General features: G+C 59.8%; 8 protein-coding genes. All 8 read left to right on the top strand.

Annotation, left to right across the window (positions count from 1 at the left end; genetic code table 11):
• Positions 1–81: 81 nt before the first annotated feature.
• Genes dpdE through dpdD form a run of 8 tightly spaced genes read left to right on the top strand, consistent with a single transcriptional unit; the run spans position 82 to position 17,367 of the window.
• Complete coding sequence (gene dpdE, locus ACWDTF_RS18935; RefSeq protein ID WP_449754853.1) at positions 82–3,144, top strand: protein DpdE; 3,063 nt, start codon at positions 82–84, stop codon at positions 3,142–3,144.
• Complete coding sequence (gene dpdF, locus ACWDTF_RS18930) at positions 3,141–5,675, top strand: protein DpdF (protein WP_449754852.1); 2,535 nt, start codon at positions 3,141–3,143, stop codon at positions 5,673–5,675. The genes dpdE and dpdF overlap by 4 nt, the downstream gene beginning before the upstream one ends.
• Positions 5,672–6,544, top strand: coding sequence for a hypothetical protein (locus ACWDTF_RS18925; protein ID WP_449754851.1), 873 nt, complete (start codon positions 5,672–5,674; stop codon positions 6,542–6,544). Before dpdF ends, ACWDTF_RS18925 begins: the two co-directional genes overlap by 4 nt.
• Positions 6,537–9,620: a hypothetical protein gene (locus ACWDTF_RS18920; protein ID WP_449754850.1), complete on the top strand. Its 3,084-nt coding sequence runs from the start codon at positions 6,537–6,539 to the stop codon at positions 9,618–9,620. The genes ACWDTF_RS18925 and ACWDTF_RS18920 overlap by 8 nt, the downstream gene beginning before the upstream one ends.
• On the top strand, positions 9,617–10,318 hold the full coding sequence (locus ACWDTF_RS18915; protein ID WP_449754849.1) for a hypothetical protein: 702 nt from the start codon (positions 9,617–9,619) through the stop codon (positions 10,316–10,318). Before ACWDTF_RS18920 ends, ACWDTF_RS18915 begins: the two co-directional genes overlap by 4 nt.
• Entirely contained in the window at positions 10,311–14,684 is a 4,374-nt protein-coding gene (gene dpdJ / locus ACWDTF_RS18910) for a protein DpdJ (protein ID WP_449754848.1), read from the top strand. Before ACWDTF_RS18915 ends, dpdJ begins: the two co-directional genes overlap by 8 nt.
• Positions 14,681–15,211 carry a phospholipase D-like domain-containing protein DpdK gene (gene dpdK / locus ACWDTF_RS18905; protein WP_449754847.1) on the top strand — a complete coding sequence of 177 codons (531 nt, stop codon included), beginning with the start codon at positions 14,681–14,683 and terminating at the stop codon, positions 15,209–15,211. Before dpdJ ends, dpdK begins: the two co-directional genes overlap by 4 nt.
• Entirely contained in the window at positions 15,208–17,367 is a 2,160-nt protein-coding gene (dpdD, locus tag ACWDTF_RS18900) for a protein DpdD (protein ID WP_449754846.1), read from the top strand. The genes dpdK and dpdD overlap by 4 nt, the downstream gene beginning before the upstream one ends.
• Positions 17,368–17,533 lie beyond the last annotated feature (166 nt).

Raw genomic sequence — 17,533 nt, 5'->3', positions numbered from 1 at the left:
GAAGCGGTCTTGTCAAGTTGCGGCCCTGGCACTCGCTCGTGACTCCCATCCTCTTCGGTCGTGGGACCCCCGAGTAGACCAATGACGCTCGGCTCTCGGTATGTAGGCAGGTGGGTGCGGTGGGCCTTGCGCGAGGATTGGGGGTACGCGTATTGCAAGGGTGCACGCGATGGCAACCTTATTCTCTCTTACGTTGACATCCCCGATATTGCAGAGCACGAGGTCGTGGTCTCTCGGTTGGAGGTAGTCGAAAGTCGGATACCAAATGGTACGCGCATCTGGGTCCGAGGAGATCCGTACGGCTGGCATGCTGGAGTTATTAAGTCTGCTGCTTCGGGTCAGCGATACCATGTCACATTGGTAGGGCAGGGTAGGGGACTGACGCTGTACCAGGATCAGTTCAAGATACGGTGGCCGCGCCCCGTTGAAGACCCCGCTATCGCGGTGGCTCACGGACTGTGCGAGGTGCCCACGTTCTACGAGGCCCGCTCCGCATTGCTTTCGGAACTAGTGCAGCAGAGAAGGGTCTGTCGGGGGCTTTCGGCAGCCATCGCTGCACCGATTGACCTCTTCCAGCATCAAGTCGACACCGCGGCACGTGTTCTGGCGGACCCAGTGATGCGCTACCTCTTCGCGGATGAAGTTGGATTGGGCAAGACGATAGAAGCCGGAATTGTGATCCGGCAGGTGCTCATGGAGAATCCGCAGACCAGTGTATTGGTGTTGTGTCCCGACACTTTGTGTGGCCAGTGGAAGACAGAACTAAGTGACCGGATTGGACTCAACATATTCACCAGGAACTCGCAATTGACCGTTGCGCCTCACAGTTCAGTCGGCCAAATTGCGGTCGATTATGGCGAAGGTCTCGCATATTTCGACCTTGTAATCGTCGATGAGGCTCACAATCTACTCCGTTACGTGCTCGAGGGGTCGGAACTGGAGAAGCAAATCCGGCAAGTCGATGGATTCATCGCACTTTCGGCTACTCCTATGCGCGGAGAGTTAGAGATATTCAGACGACTACTCGCCTTGGTTGACCCTGTCGCCTTTGCAGGAGTTGATGCGCGGTCATTCCGAGGCCGGATTGACGAGCGTGAGCGAAGTGCAGGCGACGTGCAAATCTTGTCGACTCGTCGCGCCAGTCTTCGACAGAAGAGTGCGGTTCTCGAGACCGTCGAGTCAGACTTTGCCGAGGATGAGAACGTGCAGAGGATGGCCGCAGCGTGTAGGAGGACGGATGATCCACATGATCAGGTGTGGGCCAACCTCGCAGACTATGTGCGAGAGATATACCGGATCAGCCGACGAATGATCCGGCACCGCCGCTCGAGTGAGTTGACTGAAGCGTACTCGGTGGCAGGGCGGGTTCCTACCTATATCGAGTGCGATGATCCGGCCCGTGCCGTCGTGGATGAGTTTCTAGAGTCCTACCGCATTCGCCTGGATGATGGTGACCCGGCATACGCACTGACTGTCCTTCATGGACTTGCTGGGCCGATGGCGTTGAGGGACCACCTCAGGCTCCGGTTGGGCGAGGGAGATCGTGCACTCTTTGAAATGACGATCGCTCGATTGGAGATGGCAGGCCTGGATGCACGGTTGAAGGCTGTCGCGGAGGTGGCCAGAGAACGAGTCGGAGCTGGCTACCGCGTAGTCGTGGCATCGAGTTTTCCGAGCGTGCTTGGGCAGTTTGAGAAGATCCTGCAGGGCTACCTGGACGACGGCATGATTTATCTGCACTACGACTCCATGACTCCTGGTGATCGCGATGCCGCTGTTGCCCGATTCTTGAGCTTGGACGATGGCGCAGTGCTTCTTGCGGATCACTCGATGGAGGAAGGGCGGAACCTCCAGGAGGCTGAGGTTTTGGTCAACCTTGATTTGCCCCTTGACGTGAATCGCCTTGATCAGCGTATTGGCCGCCTGGACCGCTATGCGGTGCGCCCCGAACCTGCCGAAGTAGTTGTGCTGACAGAATCCCAGAGTCCCTGGGTTTCCGCGCAAGTCGAGTTGTTGCGGGATGGCATTGGAGTTTTCGATGGCTCGGTCTCGACTGTTCAACGACTCTTGGCCACCGTGCTGAGCGATATCGTTGATCACTTGGTCGAAGGCGGTGTCGATGCGCTAAGGATCGATGTCGCTTCGCTTCGCGATGAGCTTGAGATCGAGCGCGATAGTATCGACCTGCTTGAAGAGTTAGAGTCGGTTGAGTCGGCAGCGGTTTTCCATGACGAGGCGTTCGATGAACTGATCGGCTACGAGGAAAATATGGATGGCCTGCGTGGAGCTGTGGCACGCCTGACTACCGGCGCGGGCTCGATTGCCCTACACCCGAACGAATCATCTTGGGGAATAGTTGAGTTCGGCAACGCTCGGGAGATCGGGCTGAGTTTCGACGACGTGGCTAGTTTGGAACGACTCCTTCGGCCGAAGGCGTTTGATCGTGCAGTCACTCTCGAGAATCGAGGGGTCTCGCCATTCCGGATCGGTGACCCGTTGGTCGATTGGCTTCAGGACTACCTTCTTGCTGATGAACGTGGCCGAGCCTCGGCTGTAGTGAGGCCTACCGCTGGCCTGAGTTCTCCTGCCCTCTGGCTTCACTCTGAGTTCCTCGTCGAGTTTGACTCCGATCAAGCAGTACTTTCTGAAGGGCCTGCGCGCGCCCGCATGGCTCGCCGAGGCGAAGCGCACCTCCAACCGATGCGACTAGAAACCTGGACCGACGCTGATGGTCCTGCGCCGCAGGATCTTGTTACCACTATTCTTGACCTTCCCTTCGACTCTAAGCGCGACGAGATCCTCCGCGGCCGTACCTGGGCTCCCGTTCTCGCTGAGATTCCTTCGTGGTCACGACTGTGCGCCGAAAGTGCTGACGCGGCCTGGGAACAGGTCAGATCTTCTGCGCAACTCACGGCGTCGGTGAGCGCCGCTCTAGAACGTGCGAGCGCCGATTCAGACCGGCGAATCGCAATCCTCGAGGCACGATCCGTTCGGCTCAACGGACCCGAGCGAGAGTCCGCGCGCATCGAACTCGAGTTGGAGCGAAAGGCCGCTGAGGCGCTCTCCCGCGGGATCGCAAGCCCGTCCATTCGGCTTGTGGCCTGCGGAGCGTGCGTGGTTTGGCCGGAGGATTGGTTCGAATGAAAGAGCAAAACTTCATCGAGTACCTCAGGGTGGGCGGTGCTGCTCCGGAGTTCAGCGATGACCTCTACGCGAGGGTAGTCAGTGCGTTGAACGACCCACTCGCGAGTGGCCTTGATCGAGCGGTACTGCTGCGTCAGATTCTCCGTCGATGGTCCCTGCGTGACGGACGAAATGTAGCAGTGGAGGTCTCGCCCGACCTTGCGACGTCAATCATCCCGGTAGCTGACCGGGTTGGGCTGAGACTACGTGCAGGGAACATGTGGACCGCACGGCCTTGGCGGCCCGAATGGCTCAACCTAGATGGCGGCACTCCCGATGCGGCAGCGCTCGCCGGCACTGAGGAGGGGCGCAGATTTGAGGCCACTTCACTCCGGGCTGATCCGTTTTTCGAGAAGAGCACAGGTTTCAAGACCTACCGGACGCCGGGACAGCGTGCAGCCGCGCGGGCCGTCGTAACCACCCCCGAGGGGTCAACTCTCGTCGCCATGTTGCCCACCGGATCCGGGAAAACCGAAATCGCGTTGTGCCTGTCCGATCGCTTCAAGACCGGGCTCACAGTGATCGTCGTTCCGACCGTGGCACTCGCCTATGACTTCGAACGTAGGTTCAAAGAGCACTACGCGCGACGTTTGAAGAACAACAAACGATTCCGCGTCGATAATCTTCAGTTCGCATGGACCGGCACAACCGACGAAACATCCCGGGCCGCCTTCAAGACCCTGATTGCAGACGGTCGACAGCCGATCCTAGTGACATCTCCGGAGTCGATGACACGAGCCCTACGTCAGACCCTGCTGGACACTGCCTCGACCGGGCGCCTGAAAGGATTCGTCGTCGACGAAGCGCACCTTGTAACCCAGTGGGGCAGGTTCTTTCGTCCTGAGTTTCGCACCCTCGCCGACCTGAGGCGAGCTGTACTTCAGTGCTCGGAAGCAGGGGGCCATGGCCGTCCAGTCACCCTCCTCCTCAGCGCGACGCTTGGCAGCGCCGAGATGTCTGACGTGCTCACCCTCTTCGGCGATCCAGGTCCTTGCAGTCCCATCGTCGCGAACGCACTGCGGAGTGAACCGGAAATCTGGATCGCATATTCGAGCGACCAGGACGAACGTGACCTCCGAGTATTGGAGACGCTCGCGAATTGCCCACGTCCCGCAGTCCTCTACGTAACGAAACCGGAGAAGGCCGAGAAATGGGCGGAGAGGCTGCGGACCGAGGGCTATTCCAGGGTCGCAACGGTGACCGGCTTAAGCACACCAGCCCATCGGTCTACCGTCCTCCAAGGAATCCGGGCTGATGCACAGGATGTTCGCGCGCTAGATCTGGTTGTCGCCACTTCCGCCTTCGGATTGGGAATCGACTACGCCCATATCCGCTCAATCGTCCACGCCTGCATCCCTGAGACTGTGGATCGCTGGTATCAGGAACTCGGACGAGCCGGCCGTGACGGCGACGTTTGCGCCACCTACCTTCTGGCCGCCCCTGGCGATGATCGCGAAGCGGACAGCCTGGGCGTCAAGGTCCTGTCCCCTGCAATTGCTGAGGAGCGCTGGAACGACATGTGGACCCATCGCAAGATTTCCGGTGGCCGAACGTTCCTAGACCTCGAGGGCGCCCGGGGTTCGGTCGGCCGAGGCGACTTCAATCGACGCTGGAACGCCCAAATCGTCCAAGGTCTCATCGAATTGAACGAGCTACAACGACAGCAGTTCGACCTCGAAGACATCCGCGAACTAACGAAACGAGACGACGTCGAGTTGTCCGATTGGACAGCCGTCGAGCGAGTCTCCGCCCTCCTCGGGACTCCAGGCTTCTGGGATCAGTCGTGGCGCAATTGGCAACAACGCGAAATGTCTCGATCATCGAAATCACTCGAACGCATCAAGGACGTCGCGCGGGGCCGCTTAGGTGCCTGCGAATGCATTGTTGACGCGTATACGCCGGACCCAGAGTTATGGATTTCGTGGGGCACTCAATTGGAATTCATGGAGCCAATCGGGGGCTGTGGTCGCTGTCCGGACTGTCGGCGCAGTGAGTTGGCGCGCCACCGCGACCCACTGCCTGCTCCGTCGCAGTCATGGGCCGTCGAGAAAGGCGAGGGCTCAGCTGACCTTGTATCCTTCGCCAACACCGCCAGAGGAACTCATGGTTGCGCAATGCTTACCTATGACACTGAGGAGGCTGGACTTATTCCTGCCCTCGCATCAGGTCTCGCGAAGATAGGAGTACGTCACTTCGGCGGCATCGAACACGTTCCAGCCAGTCCACACAGCGAGGAGACCTTCCGGGACGACGAACCACTCTCACCGCTGGACTTAACCCCGGTGTCGAGTCTCTCAGTCTTTCGAAGAGACCAGCAGGTCTCGCGTCTGTGGCTGCGAAGACGCGCAGCCGACCGTCTGACTCAAGACTGCAGAACCCTCGTCGACATACTCGTGGTGCCCAGGGCGATAGCGATTGGTGGGCGGGGAGTCGGGCGGGACATCCCCGCGATGGCACTAGCAACAGCCTATGAACTAGTTAAGGGGCGATGAAGGTGGACTACCTACGAGGAAACCTGACGGCAAGTGCAACTGGTCTGTTTGTAATCTGCCGCCACCTTAGTGGGTACGAAAACGGACGTCCGGAGGAAGACCTACGGCAGTCCCTTCAATTGCTTCGGTCAGGTGCCGACAACTCCGGTCCTATCCTCAAGGACAGTCTGGCGGTGGGACAAGGGATCGGACTGCTGGGCCGCGACCAGGCGTCATCCAACTGGCACGTGGAGCCTCATGTTGGGTCGTTGTTTCATTGCGAGGGTGACCAGTGGCCGGCATTTCGGGGAGACTTGTTGCGCAAGATCTCTGAGCACGGGCTTGGCGCCGTGTCCGGTCGGGAGAACGTTCCGGACTTGGTTCGTGTCATGACACTCTTTATGCAGGCCGATCCGTTGTCTCCGCTCGATGAAGACCATGGCAGGGGGCCCGAGGCTTGGTTCGAGAAGCTTGGGTTCGATGGCGTGACGAACAGTACGCAGTGGAACTCCTTCAAACGCTGGGCTACCAGCCTGGGCCTTGCTCGCCGCTCGAGTTCGCCTAAACCTGGTGTCGTCATCCCCGACGCCACCACTGCCATCGCCGATCAACTGGGTGCTCTGCCCGCATCGGGGAGTGCCCGGGAGTGGCTAGCGTCCCTGCGTGAGCGGTTGCCGATTCTCGGTTCGCCGGCCCTCACCTCGCAACTCCCCTCGGCGCGTGCGTGGGATGAGGTGCCTCCCGCTGTCGTGTTAGGTCTATTGAAACTCGAGAAATCAGGCGTCCTCGTACTCGAACCCTCCGACGATGCTTCGAATGTGCTCTCGATGGGTCTGGGTGCGACGCTCCGCCAAATTGGCAGAATCAAAGTCGGGAGTCGAAGTGTCTGAAGCTTCTATGGCGAACTTCCGTTGCTGGAGCGCCAAGTCCGTTGCTAGAACCGTCTTCTCAGACATCGGAGGTCTGCCTGGTGATGCTGACGCGATCTTCCTGGCGGCACACACTTCTGTCGAACTCGAACACCGCAAGGGTCCTGAGAGCGGATCGGCTGGGAGCGGCGAAGCACAGGTACTCGCCGCGCTGACTGATCGCATCGGTGACTTGGAGAGGAACACTCTCATCGCTGTTACGGGGGGATCGGGGACTGGCAAGAGCCACGTCGTTCGCTGGGTTCATTCCCACTTGGACCGAACAGACGCGCGGTTCCACGTCCTCTACGTCCCGCGCGCAGTTCAGACCCTTCGCGAGTTGCTCCGCCGGATAATCGAAGGTCTTCCCGGGGTCGGAGATAGCGACCTCATGGATCGCGTAGATGCAGCGATCTCGAATGTTCGGCCCGGCGAATTTCAGGAACGGCTGGTCAACGAAATCAAGGTCGCGCTCAACTGGACCATCGAGGATCAGGCTGCTTTCGACGGAGAGACTGCGAGCGAGGCCGCCGAGCGCGAAGATCGAAATGCGATGCTTGGTTTCAGGGACGAGGCGTCCGGCGGTCGCGAGGACGGCTTGGCTGCACTAATCGACTTACCTCAAATAAAGCAGGCCCTACTCCGGCCTGATGGACGACTCAGCCAACTCGTCAAGTCGTACTTCGACGAGACATCGCGCCGCGATGATAACGACGAAATCTTCACCCGCGAAGATCTTCCGCTTAAGGTTGCCGGTATCCGAAGCGCCCTCCAACGCAATCGGGAGTTGATCGACCTTTGGTCCGTAATCCAGCGCCAACCCGACGACGCCCTCCGCCTGCTCGAAGACGCCCTTCGCGTTGCGTTGCCAAAGACCGTAGGTTTGCGCTCGCCGGGCGGCTCCACGCTGGATTCACTGTTCAGGGAGTCTCGCAGGGCATTGCGGGCGCAGGGTCAAGACCTGGTGCTCATCTTTGAGGATTTGGCACAGTTCGGGCTCGTTGATGGCGAATTATACGACCAGTTCGTTACTCAACCGGGAAGTGAACTGGCTCCCCTTCGTGTTGTCTTTGCGGTAACAGACGGCGCATACGGGCGCATGGAGCGAACCGTTCGCACGCGTGTGGAGCACGAGTTTCATATTGGAGGGTCAGCCCTTACCCATCCGCCCCAGTTCATAAGCCGCTATCTCAACCTCGTCCGTGTTGGAAGGGAAGAGACTCAGCGCCGCTGGATCTCGGAATCGGGAGAACGGGACGTCGCCGACTGGATGGCCAACGCGTGCGATAGCAGAGAACAGGGGCAACCGTGCCGATTCCGAGACCAGTGCCATTCGGCATTTGGCACCGTGGCCGTCGAGGGACTTGGCGAAGTCGGACTTTACCCCTATAACGAGCGTGCACTCACGCGGTCATATACGGAGGCCAAGGAAAGAGCCGCGCGGGAAGGACGTCCAGTCACGCCGCGCGACGTCATTCAATTGAGTGTGGAAGAGATCCTGGTGGAGGCTGACGCAAACATCGCGCTCGGCACCTACCCTCACCCGAGGACTCGCGAGCAGTTTGATTTCAAAGTGCGGACGCCGAAAGACGCTCTGCTAACCGCGAACCCTTCTTCGGACCCCGAACGCAACTATCGTGCTCTGGTCATCTGGGGCGGTGAGTCCCCACTGCGCGCGGGCGTGCTGGAGGCCTTCAATTTAGACGCACGCGCTGCGAATCCGACACCAGCAGGTCCGAAAGGAGAAGGAACGCATCCGCGGCCAAGTCCCACGGCGTTGCCGAACCCTCTGTTACCTCTGTTCCAGTGGCAGAACGGGGAAAGGCTTCCCGAAGACGACGTAAATGTGTATAGGCGCGCACTACATGACCTTGTGCTCGACAGGTTGGGCTTAGACCAGTACCTCGTCCACATCTTCAAAGGTCGGGGACAAGAAATTCTGAGGGAACTCTTCAACATTACCTCGTTCAACATCGAAGGTGCCCGGGGCCGCGCGGCGGACGCAACGAAGTCCGTCAGGTTCACGATCAACCCGACGCGGGAGGACGTACGCCTCCTCGTAGCAGCTCGCTGGCTCCGTGATCATGGTCACTTCGACACATCGCGATCCAAATGGCAATGGCCCGAGGGCTACGAACCAGCGGAACTAATGGTTGAGTTGGAGGCCAAGTTGGACGAGTGGGCTGGCGCCGTTCGTGACCGCATGTTGGCGGTGACCGGAGGTTCGCGCTTGGCACAGCAGGCAATTGGAGTTCGAGCGATCGCATTGGCTGCCTCCGGTGTGGAAATCGCGTCACTCGGAACCGCAACTGGTGTTCTAGCGGCGAGTATTCAAGGGCGAGTACGAGCCGACGCAGCCTGGCAAGTCGCGGACGCGGCTGCTGCACGGGTGGTCGCCACGTTGAAGGTCGAGGAATCGATCGGCGACTTCGCCGCGGTGCGCCAGGGAGAGACGGGACAGCCACAGTTGGTGGACCCGCGCGAACTGGACAAAGCTATTGCCGATTTCCTTGAGAACCCGATAGCGGCCTTGCGTCAAGCATCAGCATCGGCGGTAGATCCGACTATCGCTCAGAACGCTGACCTCCTGCTCGACGCACTTGAAGAAGCATTGCCGAATAGTGTCACCTCGGCAAAGGAGGCTCATTCCGTCGCTCTCACCCTGCTCGAGGGACACACGCCTGCACAAGTGGGCCGCAGTGCTGCAGACGTCGGGGCAACCGCAAGGGATGACGGCAGCTTCTTTCGACCCGCGGACAAATTCCTCGAGTTCCGCCAGGCCATTGAGGTGCTCGATCATGCGCCTGTGCCTGATGCGCTCTTGATAAACGATGAAAAGCTCGGAACTGTGGTCCGCCAGCAGAAGTCGATCCGGGAAGTAGTGCGCCTCGCCGAAGCTCTTGAATTCGTCAAGTATGTGATGGCCGAAACAAAGAAGGAATCACTGCGAAGCGGTACCAACGCTGGCGACGTATCAACGCTCGAAGCCTCGGTGAGGAAGCAACTGACGGAATTGTCAACACTCGCACGGTCGTTTGCATCTGGAGGTGAAGAATGAACGAGACCCTTGGGAACGTCTCATGGGTTGAGGAGACCGCCCAGGCCGTGAGCCTTGCTCGCAACGCCGGCGAAGCCCAGCAGCAGGCAGAACTTCTGCGGGAGTCCGAGACGGACTTGAGAAAGTTCCTATCGGAGTTCAAGGCCCTCAGCGAGAGTGCATCCGTGGTCCGGGGGCTGAACTGGGAGGGGATGGCGCCAAGTCCCGACCTTTCAAAGGACCTCGAGGAAGCCATGCGAACCCTCGACTCGCGACCGTTGAGTCGTGTTCAGCGGTCGTTGGACAAGTTCGGAAAGAGTTTAGCCGAATCACTGAAAGAACACTGGAACAGGTATGCGGCAAAGCAACTCGGTGATGTCGGCGACCTCCTCACCCTCTCCGAGACCCTCTCAGGCGTGGAGGGTATTGCAAAAGTATCTCAGGACTTGAGTGGAACGCTTGGAGAACTAGAGAGGTCCCGGACGTCGCTTCCGACCAGTCAGTCTGTCGAGTCGCTAGCGAAAGCGGTGAGACTCTTACGTCAACTGGAGTCCTCGCTCAAACCCGAAGTTGTTCGGCGGTTCCTGTCGGCTGTTGCCCGCGGCGGCGCCCCCGTCGAGAGCCTCACGCCGGACGTGATCGAGTGGCTCGCGAACCACAACTCGCTCGACCGTTTCAGAATTGTTGCCGGGTCACCAGTGAAAGAATCAAATGACTGACGTGCTTCAAAGCGCCCTCACCACAGTCGAACTCCGTGAGGCGGAACTCCTGTCCTGGGGAGCAGTGGGCGCCGAGTGGCGAAGAGACGAACTACTCAATGTCCTGAGCAGTTTCACCGGCGCCGACGCCCTTGTGGATCGACTCGTCGACCTTGGGCTGATTGTCGAGACTCCTTCAGGTGGCTATCGCTCCCGTAGTGCGGAAACGGTCCGACTGCTGGCAACCCTGCGTCAGGCGTTCCGCAACGAGGCGATCCTCTCGGGACGTCCGCTCGTGTTGGACTACCGATTCCTGCATCGGCCTCGTCGCCGACCTCGGCGAGACCTTCCGGCGTCGCAGTTGGAATCCTCCGTACAGCACCTCTTGGGACCCAGTGGCCTCGCTGCGTTGCGACATCTGGTTCCATCAAATGTCTCTGCGTTTCAACACCGTTCGACCCGGCAGGTACTGGGGGGGCTGAAGTCTTCTGAGGCGGCGGGAATCATGGTCACCGCCGGCACCGGCAGTGGCAAGACTCTCGCCTTTTACATGCCGATGTTTGCATGGATCTGCGACCAGACCGCTGACAACCGGGCGGTACTTGCTCTCGCACTGTATCCACGGAACGAACTGCTCAAAGACCAATTGAGAACTCTGGTCGGGTACGCGTTAGCCCTTCGAGCACTCGGACCTGTTGCTAACCCGGTAAGTCTCGCGACCTGGTTCGGTTCGACTCCGCGGTCTGCCAAGTTCGTGCGCGATGGAAGAGTGGATACCTGGCGCAAGGTCACCGGCGGCTACCAGTGTCCCTTTCTCCAGTGTCCAAGTGACGACTGCGAAGACGGGAGGATGATTTGGCCGGATCGGCAGTTACAGGACGGCCACGAACTGTTGCGTTGTACCAACTGCGGTACTGAGGTTCCTGGGGAGATTCTGAGGTTGACGCGGGACTCGGCGCGCTCGAACCCCGCGACCGTCATGCTCACCACAACGGAGTCGCTGAACCGTCAACTGGCGTCGCCCGGAAACCTCCGCGCCTTCGGGCTGAACCCAGCCACGCTTCGTGCGGTGCTGCTCGACGAGGTCCACACCTATGAGGGGACCACAGGGGCGCAGAACGCGTATCTCCTACGCCGCCTTCGTCATGCGCTGAAATACACACCACTTTTGGCAGGGTTGTCCGCAACGCTGACCGACGCGGCCGACTTCTTTGGTTCTCTCGTGAACTTGGATGCCGGACAGATATCCGTCGTCGAACCAGATCCTCTGGAGCTTGAGGAATCGGGTGCGGAATACCTGTTGGCGCTGCGCCACAACCCACATGGCAACACCGGAACTCTGTCAACGACCATTCAGACGGCGATGGAACTGTCGCGTTCGCTCGACCCGATGACGGTCAATCCATTTAATCCCCCCGTCGATTCGGAAGGCATTATTGGGAGTCGGCTTTTTGTTTTCACCGACAAACTCGATAGCACCAACAGGCTGTATTGGGATTTGCTCGACGCGGAGGGCTGGGCCTGGCCTGGGCAAGTCAAGCGCGGCGCGAGACCGCTCACCCTGGCTCATCTGAGATCGCACGGGCAAAGCGCACTCACCTCCGGCAGCAGACAGGACCCACTTCTTCGTGATCAGGAAGGTCAATACTGGTGGCTAGCTGAGTCCCTGGGACATGAGGTCGACGGTGATGTACAGAAGCGCATTGGGCGCACAAGTTCGCAAGACAGCGGAGTGGCCTCGGATGCGGACATCATTGTTGCCACAGCAAGTTTGGAGGTAGGGTTCGACGACGACCGTGTTGGAGCGGTCCTTCAGCATAAAGCTCCTCATGACGTCGCCCAATTCCTGCAGCGTAAGGGTCGGGCCGGCCGAAATCCCGCCACTCGCCCCTGGACTGTGGTGGTCCTGAGTGACTGGGGCCGCGATCGTGATGCGTGGGATGCCTACGACGCACTCTTCAGTCCGGTCCTTCCCCCTAGATCGCTGCCTCTCGAGAATCTTTACGTACTTCGGATTCAGGCTGTATACAGTTTGCTTGACTGGCTCGCCCAGCGACTGAACTACGGGCGAACCTCGACCTGGACTGACAGTTCAGGACCGGCCGACCTCCTCAACAGAGACCTCAAATGGCAGTCCATAACCAAAGAGCGCCAGAAGAAATTGGTCGATCTGCTGAGTGCAGTGCTTCGAGATGGGCCGGAGCGAGCCGCCCTTGTTCGGCACCTTCGCCGAAGTCTTTCCCTCGGCGGAGGTCTCGCTGGTGACGTGACGCTCGACAAGATCCTGTGGGAATCCCCAAGACCCCTGCTCGCGGCGGTAGTCCCAACACTCCGGCGTCGGCTTCGTGACCAATGGGCGGGTGAACGGCCAGTTGCGGATGACTCCTCAGTTCGCACACGAACCCCTCTCCGAGATTTCGTGCCGGGCAACCTGTTCGACGACCTGCTAGTCCCCGATGTGGAGTTGAACGTCCCTTGGGCGCGCAACGAGAGTGTGATTGAGCACCTCCCGGCCCTTCGCACAATCCGAGAGTTCCTCCCGGGCAACGTGTCTCGACACTTTGGCGTGTGGGCTAGTAACAAGCGTCACTGGGTCCCCTTGCCAGACTCGATCGACACCGACGGGACCCATCTTGTCGATGTTGCAATCTACGGTGGGCTGCCGATCGATGATGTGGCGACCGCCTCGGGAATCACTCAGGTGTTCGCGCCCACACATGTGGATCTGGCATCGGTTGAGAACGATGTCAGCGATGGGTCGTCTATGCGCGCCGACTGGGTCTTCAACGCGACCACGTTGGGAGTAGGTACCAAGTTGCCGTTGGCGCGCAACGCCTCTGGCTATTTCGAACGGCTCACCGCACATCTGCACAGTCAGGGTGGCGGGATGCGGGTTGTCCGCTTCGCAGAGTCGGGCCAAGGTGTCCTCTGGCAGAACGGAGAATCCACGCCAACCAAAATGCGATTCAGCACGGGCGAGCAGAGTGCGCGCGCCGCCCTCGGTGTGGAGATCTACGCCGATGCCCTTGCTGGCCGGATACAGATGCCCTCGTTCGCCGACGACCCGTCCCCGATCGAACGAATTGAATGGATGCGGTACCTGATCGATGTCGATCCCTCTTTCCCTGCTATCGTCACCACGTTCGACCGGTCCGGGCTGTCGGATTCTGCCGAATCCCTAGCCGCGAAGTGGGATTGGGGGATCGGGCCGCCCCTCGAGCAGGACTTCGCAGACCGCCTGAGGCAGGAGGCCGTCACTCTCGGTCTCCTCAATCCATCTAACCCAGGAACCCTGTCCGCGTGCATCGGTGACGCCGCTATCCTCACCGCGCTGAGGGATCACCTACTCGCGTCTCGGGCCCCAAGGCGATCCGTCGCATGGCTTGAATGGACGCAAACACGCTTCACCTTGGCCGCAGCCCAGACACTGCTGGACGCACTTTCCTCCAGCAGCCGAAGCGTCGATGCCGACGACCTACTCATCGACCTGGACCCCTCCGACCGGACCGTCTTCTACATCTCCGAGCAGTCACCTGGTGGCACTGGTCAGATTGAAGCCATTGCCATCGACATGATCGAGATGCCGGACAGACTCGACCTCGCCCTTGCCGATGTACTCCAACCTACCGATCTCGAGTTGTTGGACCGTCAATTGCGGGCGGTGATCGAATCCCCTGACGTCTCAGTTCACCAGGCCGTCGCTGAACTCGCGGCCAGCTGGGCATCTGGGCATGACCGCGTCAAACTCGCAACCGAGGCCCTCGACGCCGCCCTTGCCAGTGCTGCCCTCAGCTTGAATCGAACTGCGACAGTTGCGCTCACGACGCGTATCGCCGGACCTGGTGCTGACCCACACTTCCTAGCGGAGCTTCGAGAATGGATCGCAATCCGCGACGCGGCCGAACAACGAAGCGGCCTGGCCATCGAGCCACGCACGCTGGCCTCGCTTCTGGCTGACCGGACTGTCGCCGACACATTCCTCCATCTGGCGGATCCGACTGCACCGACACGGGTCCGTGCGGTGGCAAACGTGCTGTGGCCATGGGGCCGCGCTGCACGGGGAGCGCGTTCGTTCAATCCGTACTCGGGTACGTTGGACGGAGTTGTGGTCCTCTTGAGACGGCACTGGCGCTCTAAGGTTGAGGAGGTTGTTCTGGATCATTGGACCGACCAGATTCGGTCCGACCTACACGCACGCCTCCGCGATGCGGGCGAACTCGTCCTGCGCGCGCCAATCCCCAGTAGGCGAACGCTGCGTATCGCACTTGTCGACCTCCAGACCACACCGATCGAGGTTGGCCCACTCTGGTGCTACCCCGAGATCATCGGCATCCATGATCGAGGAACCGCGTTCGAAGCCAGCATCCGACTCCAGGAGACGTGGTGAATCGCGTCATTCGAAAGTCGCAGAACGCCAGCGCAAGCGAGGCCGCAGATCTCCTTGCCGGCCTGTTCAGTGCCGAGTTGTGCCTACCGAGCCGATGTCTATGGCTTGTTTCGCCGTGGGTTTCGGACGTCGAGTTGATCGACAACAGTGCGGGCACATTCGGCCCTCTGATCCGGTTTGGGAAGCGCCCGGTCCGACTGGCCGAGGTACTGGTCGCGCTCGCATCGTCCGGAACTCACGTCGTCGTCGGAACAACGGCAGACGAACACAACAAGCGGTTCCTTGAACGCCTCCGATTGCTCGCGGAGGACATGCGGGTTGAACGCTTGGTCACGACGTCTATCGATGCATCGAACAATCTGCACACGAAGGCTCTTACTGGTGACGACTTTGCGCTCACGGGCAGCATGAACATTACGTTCAACGGAATCCAGATTCGAGAGGAACTAGTAGACCTTCGCACAGATGAGGCGTACGTCGCGCAGGCGCGTATGGACGCATTCGACAGGTTCGGAGGCGAACTATGACGGTCGACGAAGTGGTTGCCACGTTGACTGGCGATCTCTCCAGATTCGGAGAACTCGCCGAGCGCGTCGAAGGGTTGGTCTATACCCAGCTATCCCGATTCCACCCTGGTGTCGGAGGATGGCTCATACTTCCTTGGACCAACGGCTTCTACCTGTTCAGCGAGAACGGCGAAGGCCAGCGTCGAGGGCGAGAGGTAGTCCAAGCGTTCCTCGGGCCAAGCGTCGCTCTCGTACAAACTGTCGATCAGGAGTACCTCGACAAGAACCTTCCTGCGGCTTGGCAGGCAACAGGCCTCGTCAAGGCGGCTTTCTTGAGAAGGGTGACGCATCGCCACGACGAGGCCCGCGAGATGTTGGCCCGTTTGGAGGACCTCGTTGCGTCGGTGGGTGGGCGCAGTGCTGTTGCCCTGGAACTCAAGCCAAGCCATAGTGACCTCTTGCGAGACTTTCGTCTGGCTCTCATTGGTCTGGATGTCGAGTCGGCGCGTGCGATTCTTGAACAGATTCTGTTGACCGGCCATGTCAGCGCGGAGAATGCCCGCCACCTCAAGATCGAGTACTTCGCAGCGTTCGGTCGCTGGGCGGAAATGCGGGCGATGCCGCATGTCGGGGCACTGCTAAAAGCGCGTCGCCCAAGGGCAATATCGGAGACGCTCCTTCGAATGGTGTGGTGGTCTGAACTCGCAGCACCTGAGCACGGGGGGCCGCAACGGGCGTTCCGCGAGAAGGGCGTACTCGAGACGTACGGCGCCTTGTTGCGATCAGTGCGAGGGCCTTCGACACCAGAAGGTCGGAGCGTCGTTTTCCTGGCAGCCGTCGCCGAGGGTAACGAGAACTGGCAGCGCGAGGTACTCGAGTGTGCCGGAAGTTCAGAAGAGCGAGCAGCCCTGGAGGCGCTGGCGGCCAACGAGCGAACGCCAACTCCACCAGAACCAACGGTTCCTGAACCGAGTGATACCCCACCCGCCGACCCTGTGGGAGAGGCCTTTCGGGCAGGCCGCTTCGCCGAGGTGATACGCGCATTCGCATCGAAGCCCGACCGTGTTTACGCCGAACTGGCTCTCGAAGCGGTTCTCGATTCTGGTGAAATGGAGCACGGCCTGGAGACCCTGCGGTTGGTTCAGGATCTCGTCGCTCAGGGTCAACTCGAATTGTCGCGGCGCGGTCGACGAGACTTTGAAGAACTACAGCAACTTCTCGCAGGTTCGTGCGCCGACTGGCTTGAGTGGGCCACTCGCCTAGGGGGTGCGACTCGGTGGGCCGATGGTGCTGCAGTTCTTCGGAATGAGCATGATAAGTGGGAGCCATTGGCCGTCATCGGGGCGCAATCACTCGCCGACGTGTGCGACGCACTCCTAGAGGCGTCCGGATCACCCAACGCCGATCAACTTCGCACGTGCCTTGACATCCTCTGCAGTGAAGCAGCCGACCTTCTTGCACGAGGCCAGTCCAATGACTTCGGCCAAGTCGTACTCGCACTGCTCTGTGAGCAGGAGAACTTCAGCGAAATGGTACGCAGCGCATATCTCGACCTCGTTGCGGCCTGGCTCGCTGCTGGGCCTACTGTCAAAGAGTACAGCGAGGTTCTCGACCAGACGCTCGCTATGTGGCAACGAATCGCATCCCCGAACGCCGTCGACTGGGCCAGTAACGTTTTGGAGGCAATTGTTGATGCTCCCTGCCCAGATGAATCCAAGCGTGCGTCTACCGCAGCCCAAATCATCGAGGGTGTTCGTCACCACACAAATCGTCTGACATTGAGGCAACGTGTAGAGGTCGAAGGTCTCGCGTTGGACTTTGGTCTGCCTTCGAGGGTGGTTGACTGCCCACAGGAGGAGTTGGATGTGTGGGCAGCGCTCGACGGTAAATTGGTTGGAATCTACTCTCTCTTGGCCCGCGCTGAGAGCTACCTGCGAGAGCGACTTTCGCGTCTATGCGCAGTCGTTGAGGTTAAGGGCAACAATGACAAGGTCGCGACTCAGCCCCTCAGGTCCCTTGCCGAGAAAGCGGACTACCTTATCGTTGACACGTGGCACGCGGCTCATCAGGCAACTGGTGCCATTGATGCCGTCAGGCCGAGAGAACGCCAGATACTCCCGAGGCATCGCGGACACTCAGGGTTTCTTCGAGCGTTGGAGGAGGCCCTTGTAAGCTAGATCGATAGGACCTGGCATGAACAGTGCCTGTGGGTGTCAACGGCGGCTGAAATCTGACCCCTTATCGACGGTTGAATTTTGACCCCCTGTGGTTGGTCTATTGGTCGTGTGTGACGAGGTCTCGTCGGGATTTGGTGCGGTAGGAGTCGCCGTTGATGGTGATGAC

This window comes from Gordonia sp. NPDC003422 (assembly GCF_053588675.1).
This window is presented reverse-complemented; position numbering and strand designations above follow the sequence as displayed.